This window comes from Pantoea sp. SM3640 (genome assembly GCF_015654165.1).
Taxonomy (GTDB): Bacteria; Pseudomonadota; Gammaproteobacteria; order Enterobacterales; family Enterobacteriaceae; genus Pantoea; species Pantoea vagans.
The window spans coordinates 2,957,106-2,970,695 of the sequence record NZ_CP064872.1; the positions used below are offsets into that span (position 1 = coordinate 2,957,106).

Here is a 13,590-nt window from a genome sequence, read left to right on the forward strand (position 1 = left end):
GGGCTGCGGACAAAAACGCCGGGATCGTTTTTGAACAATGCAAAGCGTTGGCCCGGCTACGGGTGCACCTCAGGGATGAGGTGCGTAATCGCCCGCGCTGAGCCTGGCAGGGATGGCGGTTTAGCGTCTTTGCGGAGGGCATATACTCCCTGAAGCCTGCTCTGCGGCTAACACATACCTGCTCAGGATTTGCCAGCAGCGACCTTACTGCCTGAACATGTCCCCCTCATACGCCCCCTAAAAACAACAGAGCCTCCACACGGGAGGCTCTGCATTTACCTGAGCGGAGTGCGGGTTACGCGCTTTTGGCCCATTGATCATTCGACATTAATTCCATTGCCAGCGCGTATAAGCGACGATCTTCCTGATCACAGGGCTCATCTTCCGCATAACAGCCGATCATGGATGCGATTTTATCCGCAGATAAACTCTCGCCATGAACATGCAGTGTCAGTACGGCGCGGCCTACTATTTTAAGCACATTTTCATGTGGTCCCTGGATGCTATTACTCAATGCAAATACCCTCTACCGGTCGTTGTACCAGGAATATGGCGCGATAAATATAAAGCAATTAGATCAGGATTTTTATCGGCACCAGTGGTGATATTTTTTAATGATTAATTCTATTACTGGAGTCTTAGTTGAGGATTTATCTGATTAACAATGAAATATTTTTTTAAAAACGGTCACTTATAAAATAATTACTGGTATTAACCGATCGTCACTCTGGAACAACCACGTTAAGCCGGCTTTAATCTATAAAAATAAACCACCTTTTTTCAGTAAACTTCAGCTTATTCCTAAGCGCACCGGCAGATTTAGTTTCATACCGCTAACCATCGAGGTTCCCGTTGCTGTCAGGCGTGCTTTCTGCCAGACTTGCCCCGCAATAATGCCCGACACTTTCAGCCTCAGAGGCCGCGCCCGTGACCGCTTTTTCTACCCTCAATTCGCTTCCCGACAGCCAGCTCGATAACCTGCGCGAGATGGGCTACACCAGCATGACGCCCGTGCAGGCCGCTACGCTGCCCGCCATTCTGCAGGGACGCGACGTGCGTGCGCAGGCGAAAACTGGCAGCGGTAAAACGGCTGCCTTTGGTATTGGTTTACTGCACCATATCGACAGCACCCGCTTTCAGACGCAGGCACTGATCCTCTGTCCGACCCGTGAACTGGCGGATCAGGTGGGTAACGTGCTGCGCCAGCTGGCACGCTTCACCCGCAACATCAAAGTCCTGACCCTGTGTGGCGGACAGCCAATGAGCGCGCAGCGTGATTCGCTGGTGCATCCACCGCATATTGTGGTCGGCACGCCGGGTCGTATCCTCGACCACATCAACCGCGAAAACCTCAAGCTGGACCAGCTCAGCACGCTGGTGCTGGATGAGGCGGATCGGATGCTGGAGATGGGCTTCCTCAATGATATGGAAACGATCATTGAAGCGACGCCCGCCTCGCGTCAGACGCTGCTTTTTTCCGCTACCTGGCCCGACGGTATCACCGCTATCAGCACCCGCTTTCAGCGTGATGCACTGAGCGTTGTCACTGAAGATGTCAGCGAACTGCCCTCAATCGACCAGCAGTTCTTTGAAGCCAGCCACAATGAAAAACTGGGCCTGCTGATAGCCCTGCTCAGCGATCGTCAGCCTTCATCCTGCGTGGTCTTCTGCAACACTAAACGTGAGTGTGATGATGTTGCTGCGGCGCTTAACGCGCGTGATATCAGCGCCCTGCCACTGCATGGCGACCTTGAGCAGCGCGATCGTGAACGCGTGCTGATTCGCTTCGCGAACGGCAGCGGTCGTGTGCTGGTCGCCACCGATGTCGCCGCGCGCGGACTCGACATCAAATCGCTGGCGATGGTGGTCAACTATCAGCTCGCCTGGGACCCTGAAGTTCACCTGCACCGCATTGGTCGTACGGCGCGTGCAGGCGAGCATGGTGTTGCCGTCAGCCTGGTCGCGGCCGATGAGATGGCGCGTGCGCATGCGCTGGAAGATTTCCTGCAGCAGAAACTGCCGTGGGTCTCGGCCAGCACGCTGAAAAAGGGCAGCAGTAAGCCACTGCCTGCCGCCATGATGACGTTGTGCATTGATGGTGGTCGTAAAGCCAAGATACGTCCGGGAGATATTCTGGGTGCGCTGACGGGTGAAGCGGGTTATCGCGCTGAGCAGATTGGGAAAATTGTCCTGACCCCGACCCATGCCTATGTAGCGATTGAGGCAAATCAGGCCAAAGCGGCGCTGGTGAAACTTAAGCAGGGCAAAATCAAAGGCAAAACCTGCCGGGCGATTCTGCTGAAAGACTAAATAAAAAAGGGCGAGGTCATGACCTCGCCTGGTCTGTTATGGCTCTTCGATGCGTGACACATGCAGCGTGGTTTTATCGCCTTTGCCCTGTACCTTGCCACTGACGCGCACTTTGTCCTCAGCGGTGTAGGTTTTACCATCAAAGGTCTTCTTCGGGGCAATAATCGGTAAGGTCCCGGTGTTGTCGCGGAACTGATACCGCTCGCCTTGCTCTTTCTTCACGATGTAGCCTTCCAGCGTCACATACCCGCCCTGACGGAAATCGCGGATCTGATCGATGTGGGTCTGGCCGGTATCTTCTGACCCTTTATAGCCGGCATCCTGCTTGTGTTGCGGCGGCGGCGTATCGCCTGCTTTGTATCCGCCCTCTTCAGCTGAAACGCCCGCGCTCATCATCACCAGCAACGACGCTAAAATCACTTTTTTCATTTCACACTCCTTTATTGGAAAGGTGTCCATGTTGAACCTTCAGGGTTAAGCCTGGCACAATAATTGGCATCCGTTTTATTTCACCCTTCTCTTCTCACCTTTTTCCGTTTGCTGCCGATAACCTGTTCACACCCTATTTCACCAGCTGCGTTAATGCAGAGGCAACCATGGATAATTTTCAAAAAGAGATTGATGAAAGAGCGAACCTCGCGTTATCGAACAAGTTTGAGCTGCTGCTGTTTCGCTTAGGTTCCGATCAGCTGAAAGGCAAGTCTGAACTGTTTGGCATTAACGTCTTCAAGCTGCGTGAAATTGTACCGATGCCGACCATCACTAAAGCCGCGGGCATGCGTTCGCCGCTGCTGGGGATGGCGAGTATTCGTGGTCAGTTCATTCCGGTGATCGACCTGCCTGCAGTAGCGGGCTGTGTGCCGGAAACCGGTCTTAACCTGCTGCTGGTGACCGAGTATGCCCGTAACACCCAGGCGTTTGCCGTGGAGTCAGTAGAAAACATCGTGCGTCTCGACTGGAGCCAGGTGCATACCGCTGAAGCCGGTATCGGCGGCCGTAATATTACCAGCATCGCCTGCCTGGACAGCGACAAACAGAGCAACGAGCTGGCGATGGTGCTGGACGTTGAGCAGATTCTGTATGACATCATTCCTTCAGTGCGCGGCGTTGAACCGGAAGCGGCCAGACCACGTGCGTTCAACTATCGCCCTGGTGCAGTCGCCATTGTGGCAGAAGATTCTAAAGTGGCGCGTCAGCTGCTGGAGCAGGGCCTGAAGAGCATGGGCATTCCGGCGCTGATGTTTAACACCGGTCTTGAAGCCTGGGAAAAAATTAAGCTGATGAGCCAGGAAGCACAGGCTGCGGGCGAGTCGATTCACGACAAAATTGCGCTGGTCCTGACCGATCTGGAGATGCCTGAGATGGATGGCTTTACGCTGACCCGCAACATTAAGCGGGACCCGATTCTCAAGGTTCTGCCGGTCGTCATTCACTCCTCACTCTCTGGCAGCGCCAACGAAGATCATGTGCGCAAAGTGGGTGCCGACGGTTATGTGGCGAAGTTTGAACTGAATGAGCTGTCAGACGTGATTTTCAACGTTCTCGACACTGCCCGCTAAACAAATCCGGGCCGCGAAGAATGCCCGGTATGTTTTTACTTTTTAGCCAGCAGAATGGCTGGCCTGATCAGGAACCGACTATGCATATTGAAACTTTACCTGTTACACCGGCACCTGCTACCCCTTCTCCTCAGAAAGTGCTGCGTGGCCGTTTACGCCAGCTGGCCTGGATTACCGCCGTCACGTTAAGTGTCGCATTCTGGGTAGGCCTATACTTCTTAGTTTTCTGAATCCGGTCATGCTTGTCTGGATCGGGCCGTCAGCATTCCTGCTGACGGCCCTTTTTTTTGCCTGAGTTTCCCCTTTGTTTATTTGTTAACCCTTTCTGAAGCTTTTCAGTGACTATTTATTCACGCACCGTTATTACTTAAAAATTATTAAAGGTACATGTTTGTGCTCCGATAACTGTATGCGCGAGATCACCTTTTTGCCTGCGGCTGTGACCACAGACATCAGCAAGGCACTGCGCACAACAGCAGAGAACCTGAGTGTTGCTAACAAACTGATTAATAATAAAACGGGGAAGAGAACATGTTCAGTATCAAGAATATGAAGGTGGGAATGCGGCTCGCAGCAGCCTTCGGTATTATTGTGACGTTACTGATAGTGATTGGCGTAACATCCATTACCAGAATTAACAGTATTAATACCGCGATCTCATCGATCGTTGACGATCGCTATGTGAAAGTACGACTGGCATTTGATGTGCGCGATGGCGTCAACGATCAGATCAAATACCTGCGCGGCATGGTGATCGACACAAACCGTCCGGAAATGAATGTGAAACGTTATGGGCAGCTGGATGAAGCCACGCAACGCACTAACATCGCGATGAAAAAGATTGAGGACATCCAGGTTACACCCGTCGGTAAGAAAAAGATCGCTGGTCTGCTGGCCTCGTCTCAGGCATTTGAGCAGGTCAAAACTGAATTGATCGGCCTGATCAAAGCGGGCAATTTTGATGCAGCCAGCGCCTATGTCCTGAAATCGATGACCGCCACCCAGAACAAATTCCTGCAGGATGCGGTGAATTTTGCCAACTCTCAGGACTCGCAGCTGCGCAGTGAAGGTCAGGGCATTGTGGAAAATGGTCAGTCTGCTATCACCATCACGCTGATTTTCTCCGCGCTGGCGATTCTGGCCGCGATTATGCTGGGCTACTTCCTGACCCGCTCTATTGTCCGTCCGCTGGTTGCTGCGGTTGACGTTGCTGAACGCGTTGCCGCGGGCGATCTGAGTACCCAGATGCAGGTCACCTCGCGCGATGAAACCGGCGTCCTGATGCAGGCGCTGCAGCGCATGAACGATAACCTGCTGTCGATTGTTACTGAAGTACGCACCGGCTCCGACACTATCGCAGTCGCCTCTAATCAAATCTCCAGTGGTAACCTGGACCTCTCGACCCGCACCGAACAGCAGGCCAGTTCGCTGGAAGAGACCGCCTCTGCCATGGAGCAGATGACGTCGACCGTGAAACACAATGCCGACAACGCACGTGAAGCTAATCACCTGGTATCGACGACTTCCAGCGTAGCGCGTGAGGGTGGCGTGGTCATGGAAAAAGTGATCGAGAAGATGGAAGCGATCGCCCTCTCCTCACGCAAAATTGTCGATATCATCAGCGTTATCGACTCAATCGCCTTCCAGACCAATATTCTGTCTCTGAACGCCGCCGTTGAAGCGGCGCGGGCGGGTGAACAGGGTCGCGGCTTTGCGGTGGTTGCAAGTGAAGTGCGTAATCTGGCACAGCGCTCAGCCTCCGCGGCTAAAGAGATTAAGGTACTGATTGAAGATTCGGTCGCTAAAGTCGATGAAGGCAGCAAACTGGTCACTCATGCGGGTTCGACCATCGGTGAGGTGGTAAACAGCGTTCAGAGCGTGGCGAACATCATGAGCGAAATCACCATTGCCAGCAGCGAGCAGAGCAGCGGCATCAATGAGATCAATCAGGCGATTACCCAGATGGAAGCGGTAACGCAGCAGAACGCCGCGCTGGTTCAGGAAGCATCAGCTGCTTCACAGGCACTGCAGGATCAGGCTGAGCGTATGGCGCAGGCGATGAGCGTGTTTAATACCGGCAAGCTCGCACTGCAACCCGTGCTTCGCTGATTCCCTTTAATGGCCTGCTCCGGCGGGCCTGTTTCAGATCGGTGACAGTAAACGAACAGGTTACAGGTGGTTGAGCAAAAAGTTACGCAGGGAAGCTAAGGTATTCCGGCGGGTACAGAAGAAAGGATGAGGGATGGCGGAGGGGAAACAGCAGAAAACAAAAAAGGCTGCCAGAGGCAGCCTTTTATTACTGTAAATGCAACAACGCTATAAAGCTCACTAGCCTTTATCAGAGAGCGCGAAGCTGGCTCTGAATTGCAATCCTCGCCGCGTTCACCTGAACAACGACAGATTTGCAGAAAATGCATTTCGCTCCATGCGGATTGGCTCTTGTAACATCAAAATGTGATGTACGAAACTGTGAGCCATTACAGTGAGGACATTTAAAAGTAATTTTCAGTCCTTAGAGACCAACAACGTTCGCAGCAGCTGGGCCTTTGGCGCCATTTTCTACTGTGAATTCAACTTGCTGACCTTCGTCTAATGAACGGAAATCGGTGCCCTGGATTGCAGAGAAATGTACGAATACATCTTTGCTGCCGTCTGCAGGAGAGATGAAACCGAAGCCTTTCTCTGCGTTAAACCATTTAACGGTACCGCGAATTTTGTTAGACATGCTTAAATCCTTAATATATCGAGCCTTCCGGCATAATGGCCTGAGAACAGATTTTAATCAGAACGTAAGAGAAGACTCAAAAAGAAGGGATGTCTCGCGACAAACTTAGAGATGAGAACTGCTTTGGTTACTTACTTTGATAGTGTCTGTTAATCAAACCGACGATTCATTAGGCCACACTTCACCAGGCGACGCAAGCCGTTATTCAAATTAAACGCAAATAGCGTGGCCTGAACTTAGCGGCGATGAGTGAACGGTTCAGCGTTCCGGACTGACAACCTGGCCAGAGCGCGCATTGTTTATGGCAGACAAACCCTGCCGCACCAGCAGATAGCGGCTGGCGACGGTAAATTCTCAGTGTGGGTTCTTTAATCAGAATGAAGGCTTAAGAATGGCCTGCAGAAATTTATTCCGGCGTGAGGCTGAAAAAGAGCGGAGTGGTGCCGGAAACAGGAGTCGAACCTGCGACCTTCGCATTACGAATGCGCTGCTCTGCCAACTGAGCTACACCGGCAAGGGTGAGAAGTACGGGTGCTACGGTAAAAAAGAGCCGTTATTACGTCAAGTGCACTTGTTTGAAAAGCATTCATATTTCCCCATATGACAATGATATTTTCACCTGACTTTTGTTACCGGTTAAAAAAGGGCGAGGCCGGAGCCTCGCCCAAAACATGCCGATCATCAATCGTAGTAAGGAACCTTGCGGTCAACGCCGTTGATATTGATCAGCACAAAACCGGTTGGCGCGGTTTTATTGGTCGGTGTACCCGCAGCGGTCGCGAGCGTCACCACGCCCTTCTCGTTAGCACCAATACCTGCCAGTCCATTGTGCATGCCGAAGCGTGCCGCAGGTTTCAGGTTGCTGATATTGGTGATGTCCGTCACCACCGACATATCCGACTGGAACAGCGAGCAGGAACCGGTGTCGAAACGGGTCGGACCGGTGGTCTTCAGGTTGAACATGGTCTCGCCGCTGTTGGCTTTCAGCTTGACCCAGATGACGGCATAGGTGGTCCCTACCCGGCCATAACGAATGTCCAGCACGGAAGGCTGTCCCATGTGGTAAGCATCGGCCCAGACCGTCTCCAGTCGCTGCAGGTTGATCAGGGTTTTACCAGTGGCAGGCATATTGACCGGTGAACCGGCGGTGCCGGACGGCGTGGTGGCATCCGCTTTACTGATCAGTTCCATCACCCATTGCTGGTTAGGCGCCGGGAAATAGAGCTGCCCCAGCCGATACCAGTTGTCGGTCGCGGTGTTATTCACCACTTTATAGCCGCTGTAATAGCCAGCACGCAGCGAACCGGTCATGAACGTGCCGTAGTTCTCATCCCGACGATAGCCATATTCAAAGGTCGATAACCACTTACTCCCGGCCAGATCATTAGTGATTTTCGCCCCCGCCTGGAGGTTAATATGGCGCATTACCACGCGGGCATTATTGAGATTGAGCGGCGTGGCGCAATCTTCAATATTGAGCGTCTCAATGTTCCAGCCGCCGTCCGACAGATCCCCCGGGTTAGTCGTGTGCTCAATCCAGACGTTGCGTATGACGCCCTGCGTAACGCGCGGCATGTAAAGCGTGGCGTCGCCGTAGCCCGACTGGAAGTTGGCATTACAGAGCTCAATGGCGGTTGAGTGGTCCCAGTTCCCCTTCGGTGTGTTTGACCAGCCGACATCAAACACGCGTGAATAGGTCGTGGAGGTGTAGATCTGATCGAACTTACTGTCGAGCGTATCCTGCAGCTTAAAGACGGTTCCCCCGGTACTTTGCGCCTTGAAGCAGAAGATATTGACGATCTGGCCGCCGACAATCGTGTTTTCGAAGAACGGCTGAACGTTGCTGCACTGTTCAGGCGTGACGGTGACTTTGAGCGTGGTGTCGACAGTCCCGGCATTAGCCTGTCCGTGCCAGCAAATGCCTTTGATGGCGATTTTACGCGCATTAACCTTAAACACCGGAGTAGCACTTTTGTCAGAAATAATAGTGGTGCGCGGTGACGAGCCGAGTTCGATATCGTCACCTGCCAGACCAAAGAACGGCAACTCTGTATCGCTGATATCGATAGGTGAAATCAGGAAGCGACCACCCGGAAAACGTACCGGAATCGCTTTCGCATAGGTGTTGTAGCTCTGCGTCCATGCCAGCATGCGCTTAAAGGCATCAGTGTCATCTGTGACGCCATCCCCTTTCGCGCCAAAGTGCAGGATATTCACTTCGGCGGGATCGTTGATGGTGCGCTTCCAGTAGAAACCGTTACCCACCGCCACTGTACCGCCATCATCTTTCAGCGGCGTGGTGGTGAGGAAACCGACAAAGTCTGCGCCGCCACGGAAGCTGGAGTCTTTGTCGTAATAGCGTTTCAGGCTCGCGACTTCACCTGATTTTGGTGGAACAGTGGTGCGCAGTTCAGCAAAAGAGTTAACTTCGATCATAGAATCCTCCTCAGGATCATTGAGATATCGCGCTGACCATCAGCGCACTACTTAGCCGCAGCCGGATGGCCGCAAAGGGTGTCCCACATGTCGTTGTGGGTGTTGATGGCGCGCACTGTCCTGACGTCCATTTTTTGCGCGTCATCGCCGTAGGTATAAAGAGGGGAAAAAAGTACGCAGGCAGAGTCGGTGATCGCCACCGGCTCAGGGTTTGTGGTATTTCGACTGCTGCAGCTTGTCGCGAGCAGCAGCGTCATCAAGGCTATGGTTGTCAGTCGCCACACGGTTAGCCTCCTCGCGGTTATGTTGTTGTTGTTGCGCCACTGCGCTGACGCGGGACGCCTCCTGTTGCGCGTTTGCGACGTCAGATCGCGCTTTTTGCTGCACTTTGCCGATTTTCCTGCCGCCGAAATAACTGGCGCCCAGTGCCGCAATGATGCCGGCCAGTGCAGCAAGCCAGTGCCAGCTGCCGCCCAGTAAAGTGGTAATCAGCGTCATGGTTTCGCTCCTTCCGTTTGCTCTTTCGCGTTAAGCAGATTTTTCTGACGAACAAATTGTGCAATCACGCCCATCGCCACCATGAACGCCCCCACAAACCCCAGGTAGTTGTGTGGCAGAATCGATTTCACGTCCTCCGGCAGCACGTTCCAGGCATCAACGGCGGCAGAAGGGAATGACTGTGCCCAGGCGCTGAGCATGGATCCCAGCGACGCGAGCCAGACGGACCAGGTTTTGAAGAGCAGGCGGGCATGAGAGACAAATTGCAGGGTGGTGAAGCGCTGCAACAGCAGCAGGATGATGATCGCCGTCAGTACGGCGACGAGAAACATGAGCCATCTCATAGCAGCCCCCTGTAAACCGCATAGGTTCCGCTGCGCATCATCTCCGCATGACGCCGGGCGCGGCCCGGTGTCTGGCGGGCCCAGAGGCTGTTCATCATCGCGTCAGCTGCCTCATTGAATTGTTCAGCAGCGATGGCGGTGAGCATGTTTTTGAACTGCATAACGCCTTCGACGCCCAGCTGATAGGTCATGCTCAGCAACACATCCGTGCGGGCGTCATTGCACTTCGCCAGCGCGTTACGCAGCAGATCCCTGCCCTGCATCTCCTGAACTTTGTTTTCAAGAATGCACTGCTTCCAGACATCCCCGACGCGCCGTGGCACGCGGAAAGTGTAATTACTCAGCGATGCCCCCTTAGGCCCGATGCGGATACCGCCCGCGACCGTGGGAAAGCCCAGCGTGTCGAGGTAAGGCGTGTCGACATATCCCTCTTCAAAATTCAGTACTGCAATTATCTGGCTCATAACGACTCCTTAATGACGGGTTAAAGCAATTCACCATTGTGAAAAGAAATACATAACGCCTGCTGATCATTACCCGTTCAGGCGCGGCAAGAGGCCTGACTGACCCTGCAGCAAAACTGAACAGTAATTCAGCAAATTGCGTCCAGTGATAGCTGGAGATAACGAAGAGTTAGCCGGAACGGAAATGCACGCTTTCTTCGCGCTTCAGCTCACGGCGTAGAGGTGAACATGCGGAAGACAGCAATTGTCGAAACTGGGTGTTTCCTGACTGGTGACGCGGGGTGCAGTGATTGCGCGATCAACGCGCGGGGCGACCTGACGCTGGCAGATTTGCTCTGCACGTCTCAGGACGGGGGGTTCAGTTGGGAAGTTCAGGGCCTGGTCGATGCTCTGAGTCAGGCTGCTGAGAGGTTGGCGCCGCCGATGGCGACGAGTACGTGCGTTGCCCACAAAAACGCTTTTGCCATAGTGAATTATCGCCATAACTCCTCCTGTGAATGAGTCTTTGGCGATGGGGTGGCAGGCGCGAGCTTTCGGTGATCCGAACGGGCCCGAATGACGTGTATCGCGCTCGCACGCTCGCCGCCCGGCTGCGTTAGCAGCCAGGTGGAAAGTAAGCGAGGGGAAATAAACGGCATCTGACGACGCTGCATTTTGCGCATCCACCCCATCCCAAAGTTCACTGACTTTTGGGTGGTATGATTCGCGCTTGTGCAGCGCCTCAATTGTTTAAGAGCGGCTCATCCGTGAAAGAACTGCTTCGTTCATCCATATCCAAATTATTAACAGGTTCTTATGCTTTATCAAACACTGTTGGTTAATTTTTTATTTACTGCTGGTTAAATTTATGAATTTATGCCGATTATTTTTTTGCAGCCTGTCTGAGAAAGGCGGCAAAAGCGGCCTTAGCCGAGGATCTGATAGTGACGCGCCTGACTCATGATCACTTTTGCCAGGACCTTCAGGCTGGTAACGTCGTCGTGATTGATATACCAGGTTTCATAGCGTTTATTATCTGAAATTACAGCAATTTTCTTATGCTGCAGCTGCAGACGCTTGAGATAGAGTTGCTCATCGAGGGTAAAAATATAGATGCCATCACCGTCGAACATCCGCACGCTGATATCCACAAACAGCTGATCGCGCGGTGCAAAGGTGTCAGCCATAGAGTCGCTATTGATGGCAATTAACCGGATGTTCTCCGCCGGACGCCCGTTGAATAGCACCCGCGCCTCATCCAGACCATATTCGATCGCCTGGATGGTCTCTACAAACTCATCACGCGCGGGCAGACCCGCAGCGCTTCGCTGCCCGATATCAAGGCTATCCACCCGAAACACATTCTTATGGCCGGTAAACGTACTCAGCGTTACCGGGTCTGTGGGTTGTTCCATACCGTATTGCAGCCACTCTACCCTGACTCCCAGCAGCTGGCTGAGCGCCAGTAAATTGCCGCCATCAGGCACTGACTGCGCGTTAAACCACTTCCACACTCCTGGTGTTGAAATCTTACAGCCCTGCTGCTGCAGGGCTCTGGCAACCTGTTTGTTTCGTCCATGTCCGACAATGCCGGCACTCTCACAGGCCGCTATCAGCCTGGTGGTGAAAGCTTGTCTTGTACTTTCTTTTTTAACCATTAGTTAATAATCAGCCATAGAAGAGATACTGGATGTTATTTTCATTATTGCTACCAGTTCATTTTATATTACCGCTCGTTTACTACCTAACCGCTTTATCAAGCATTTCTAATTATCATTATCCGCTCCGGCCTGCAGCTGAACAAAAAATATTGCCTCAGGCCGCATACAGCCCCGGCTTTCAGGAATGTTCCGTAAGAAATTGCGTGAAATTCAGCCAGCATAACGGGCAATAGTGACGAAATCGGAATGAAAATTGATCAGGCGGGCAGAAAACTCTATCTTTCACTGGACCGGAAAGCCGGGCTAAAAAAAACGGGAGTCTCTGAAAGACTCCCGTTTTGTTAAAAATTATCGTAGCTATGACCGGAGCGTGTCGTCGCCCCAGGCAATCCATTTATAGGTTGTCAGCGCCTCTAATCCCATTGGCCCGCGTGCATGCAGCTTCTGGGTACTGACCGCCACTTCCGCACCCAGGCCAAACTGCCCGCCATCGGTGAAGCGGGTGCTGGCGTTAACATAGACCGCTGAGGAGTCGACCTGACGAACAAAACGCGCGGCGTTGCGGGTGTCACGGGTCAGGATGGCATCCGAGTGCTGCGTGCCGTGCGTACGGATGTGATCGATCGCCTCATCCATATCCGCCACTAATTTGACGTTAAGATCCAGCGACAGCCACTCATCATTGTACTGCTGAGGATTAACCTGGATGACCGAAGCCGGGCCCTGCTGCAACTGCGCCAGCACGTTGCTGTCAGCATGCAGCGCAATGCCTTCCTGCGCCATACGCGCGCTGAAAGCGGGCAGGAAACGTTCGGCCATCGCCTGCTCCACCAGCAGCGTTTCCAGCGAGTTACAGGCGCTGGGACGCTGTTTTTTGGCGTTGACGATCAGATCAAGCGCCGGTTCAATCTCCATCGTCTCATCAATATAGATGTGACAGACGCCGATGCCGCCGGTAATCACCGGGATAGTGGAGTTTTCCCGGCACAGCTTGTGCAGCCCGGCTCCGCCACGCGGGATGAGCATATCGACGTAGCGATCCAGCTTCAGCAGCTGATTCACCAGCTCGCGATCCGGATTTTCAATCGCCTGCACGATAGCCGTCGGCAGACCGTGCTGTTTCAGCGCGTTCTGGATCACCCGGACGGTGGCCGCATTGGTGCGCCAGGTCTCTTTGCCGCCACGCAGAATGGCGGCGTTGCCGGTTTTCAGACACAGGCTGGCGACATCAACCGTGACGTTAGGACGCGCCTCATAAATGACTGCAACAACGCCCAGCGGCACGCGACGGCGTTCAATACGCAGTCCGCTGTCGAGCTGACCGCCGTCGATTAACTGTCCCACCGGATCGGCCAGCTGACAGACCTGACGCACATCGCTGGCGATGCTGGCGAGGCGTTGCGGGTTGAGTGTCAGCCGGTCTAACAGCGCGGCACTCATGCCGTTCTGACGCGCATCGGCTAAATCCAGCTCGTTAGCAGCCAGAATGTCTGCGCTCTCCGCCTCAAGGCGGTCAGCAATGGTCATCAGAACCTGATTCTTCTCAGCCGTCGACAGATCGGCCACGGTATACGCTGCGGCACGCGCCGCTTTTCCCATCTCTTCAAGCATTGT

Annotated in this window: 14 protein-coding genes and 1 tRNA gene; 3 read left to right on the forward strand and 12 right to left on the reverse strand. The window is 53.4% G+C overall.

The window, feature by feature from the left end; all coding sequences use genetic code 11:
- Positions 1-295: 295 nt before the first annotated feature.
- The gene (locus tag IV493_RS13860) at positions 296-514 is read right to left on the reverse strand and encodes a hypothetical protein (protein WP_013356919.1); all 219 of its coding nucleotides are present in this window, start codon (positions 512-514) and stop codon (positions 296-298) included.
- A 413-nt stretch (positions 515-927) separates the two neighbouring features.
- On the opposite strand from IV493_RS13860, the gene dbpA reads away from it, so the two are divergent.
- Positions 928-2,310, forward strand: coding sequence for an ATP-dependent RNA helicase DbpA (gene dbpA / locus IV493_RS13865; protein WP_013356918.1), 1,383 nt, complete (start codon positions 928-930; stop codon positions 2,308-2,310).
- A gap of 36 nt (positions 2,311-2,346) precedes the next feature.
- Here the strand turns inward: dbpA and IV493_RS13870 are convergent, their stop codons facing one another.
- A complete protein-coding gene (locus IV493_RS13870) occupies positions 2,347-2,739 on the reverse strand; it encodes a YgiW/YdeI family stress tolerance OB fold protein (protein ID WP_033731697.1) in 393 nt (130 codons plus the stop codon).
- Between the two features lie 167 nt (positions 2,740-2,906).
- Between IV493_RS13870 and IV493_RS13875 the strand changes: the two genes are divergently transcribed.
- Both IV493_RS13875 and IV493_RS13880 read left to right on the forward strand, forming a co-directional pair.
- Positions 2,907-3,869 carry a chemotaxis protein gene (locus IV493_RS13875; protein WP_013356916.1) on the forward strand — a complete coding sequence of 321 codons (963 nt, stop codon included), beginning with the start codon at positions 2,907-2,909 and terminating at the stop codon, positions 3,867-3,869.
- A gap of 531 nt (positions 3,870-4,400) precedes the next feature.
- Positions 4,401-5,978 carry a methyl-accepting chemotaxis protein gene (locus IV493_RS13880; protein ID WP_013356915.1) on the forward strand — a complete coding sequence of 526 codons (1,578 nt, stop codon included), beginning with the start codon at positions 4,401-4,403 and terminating at the stop codon, positions 5,976-5,978.
- 229 nt (positions 5,979-6,207) lie between these two features.
- On the opposite strand, the gene IV493_RS18585 is transcribed toward IV493_RS13880, so the two are convergent.
- The 10 genes from IV493_RS18585 to proA all read right to left on the reverse strand — a co-directional run bounded on the left by IV493_RS18585 (position 6,208) and on the right by proA (position 13,587).
- Positions 6,208-6,378, reverse strand: coding sequence for a cold-shock protein (locus tag IV493_RS18585; RefSeq protein WP_098053076.1), 171 nt, complete (start codon positions 6,376-6,378; stop codon positions 6,208-6,210).
- Between the two features lie 3 nt (positions 6,379-6,381).
- On the reverse strand, positions 6,382-6,594 hold the full coding sequence (gene cspA / locus IV493_RS13885) for an RNA chaperone/antiterminator CspA (RefSeq protein ID WP_003854408.1): 213 nt from the start codon (positions 6,592-6,594) through the stop codon (positions 6,382-6,384).
- A 438-nt stretch (positions 6,595-7,032) separates the two neighbouring features.
- Positions 7,033-7,108: transfer RNA gene (locus IV493_RS13890), tRNA-Thr, on the reverse strand.
- A gap of 167 nt (positions 7,109-7,275) precedes the next feature.
- The gene (locus tag IV493_RS13895; protein WP_013356914.1) at positions 7,276-9,030 is read right to left on the reverse strand and encodes a glycosyl hydrolase family 28-related protein; all 1,755 of its coding nucleotides are present in this window, start codon (positions 9,028-9,030) and stop codon (positions 7,276-7,278) included.
- Positions 9,031-9,234: 204 nt separating this feature from the next.
- Positions 9,235-9,528, reverse strand: a complete 294-nt coding sequence (locus IV493_RS13900) for a hypothetical protein (protein WP_013356913.1) — start codon at positions 9,526-9,528, stop codon at positions 9,235-9,237.
- On the reverse strand, positions 9,525-9,872 hold the full coding sequence (locus IV493_RS13905) for a hypothetical protein (RefSeq protein ID WP_013356912.1): 348 nt from the start codon (positions 9,870-9,872) through the stop codon (positions 9,525-9,527). The genes IV493_RS13900 and IV493_RS13905 overlap by 4 nt, the downstream gene beginning before the upstream one ends.
- The gene (locus tag IV493_RS13910; protein WP_013356911.1) at positions 9,869-10,336 is read right to left on the reverse strand and encodes a glycoside hydrolase family protein; all 468 of its coding nucleotides are present in this window, start codon (positions 10,334-10,336) and stop codon (positions 9,869-9,871) included. Before IV493_RS13910 ends, IV493_RS13905 begins: the two co-directional genes overlap by 4 nt.
- 204 nt (positions 10,337-10,540) lie before the next feature.
- On the reverse strand, positions 10,541-10,819 hold the full coding sequence (locus IV493_RS18685; RefSeq protein WP_033731690.1) for a hypothetical protein: 279 nt from the start codon (positions 10,817-10,819) through the stop codon (positions 10,541-10,543).
- Between the two features lie 422 nt (positions 10,820-11,241).
- The gene (locus tag IV493_RS13915) at positions 11,242-11,973 is read right to left on the reverse strand and encodes a S24 family peptidase (protein ID WP_195857307.1); all 732 of its coding nucleotides are present in this window, start codon (positions 11,971-11,973) and stop codon (positions 11,242-11,244) included.
- A 360-nt stretch (positions 11,974-12,333) separates the two neighbouring features.
- Positions 12,334-13,587, reverse strand: a complete 1,254-nt coding sequence (gene proA, locus IV493_RS13920) for a glutamate-5-semialdehyde dehydrogenase (protein WP_195857308.1) — start codon at positions 13,585-13,587, stop codon at positions 12,334-12,336.
- Positions 13,588-13,590 lie beyond the last annotated feature (3 nt).

Bases quoted from the DNA above. Each gene is read 5' to 3' on its own strand.
- IV493_RS13870 (WP_033731697.1), bottom strand. From the start codon at position 2,739: ATGAAAAAAGTGATTTTAGCGTCGTTGCTGGTGATGATGAGCGCGGGC.
- IV493_RS13875 (WP_013356916.1), top strand. From the start codon at position 2,907: ATGGATAATTTTCAAAAAGAGATTGATGAAAGAGCGAACCTCGCGTTA.
- IV493_RS13880 (WP_013356915.1), top strand. From the start codon at position 4,401: ATGTTCAGTATCAAGAATATGAAGGTGGGAATGCGGCTCGCAGCAGCC.
- cspA (WP_003854408.1), bottom strand. From the start codon at position 6,594: ATGTCTAACAAAATTCGCGGTACCGTTAAATGGTTTAACGCAGAGAAA.
- IV493_RS13895 (WP_013356914.1), bottom strand. From the start codon at position 9,030: ATGATCGAAGTTAACTCTTTTGCTGAACTGCGCACCACTGTTCCACCA.
- IV493_RS13900 (WP_013356913.1), bottom strand. From the start codon at position 9,528: ATGACGCTGATTACCACTTTACTGGGCGGCAGCTGGCACTGGCTTGCT.
- IV493_RS13905 (WP_013356912.1), bottom strand. From the start codon at position 9,872: ATGAGATGGCTCATGTTTCTCGTCGCCGTACTGACGGCGATCATCATC.
- IV493_RS13910 (WP_013356911.1), bottom strand. From the start codon at position 10,336: ATGAGCCAGATAATTGCAGTACTGAATTTTGAAGAGGGATATGTCGAC.
- IV493_RS18685 (WP_033731690.1), bottom strand. From the start codon at position 10,819: ATGGCGATAATTCACTATGGCAAAAGCGTTTTTGTGGGCAACGCACGT.
- IV493_RS13915 (WP_195857307.1), bottom strand. From the start codon at position 11,973: ATGGTTAAAAAAGAAAGTACAAGACAAGCTTTCACCACCAGGCTGATA.
- proA (WP_195857308.1), bottom strand. From the start codon at position 13,587: ATGCTTGAAGAGATGGGAAAAGCGGCGCGTGCCGCAGCGTATACCGTG.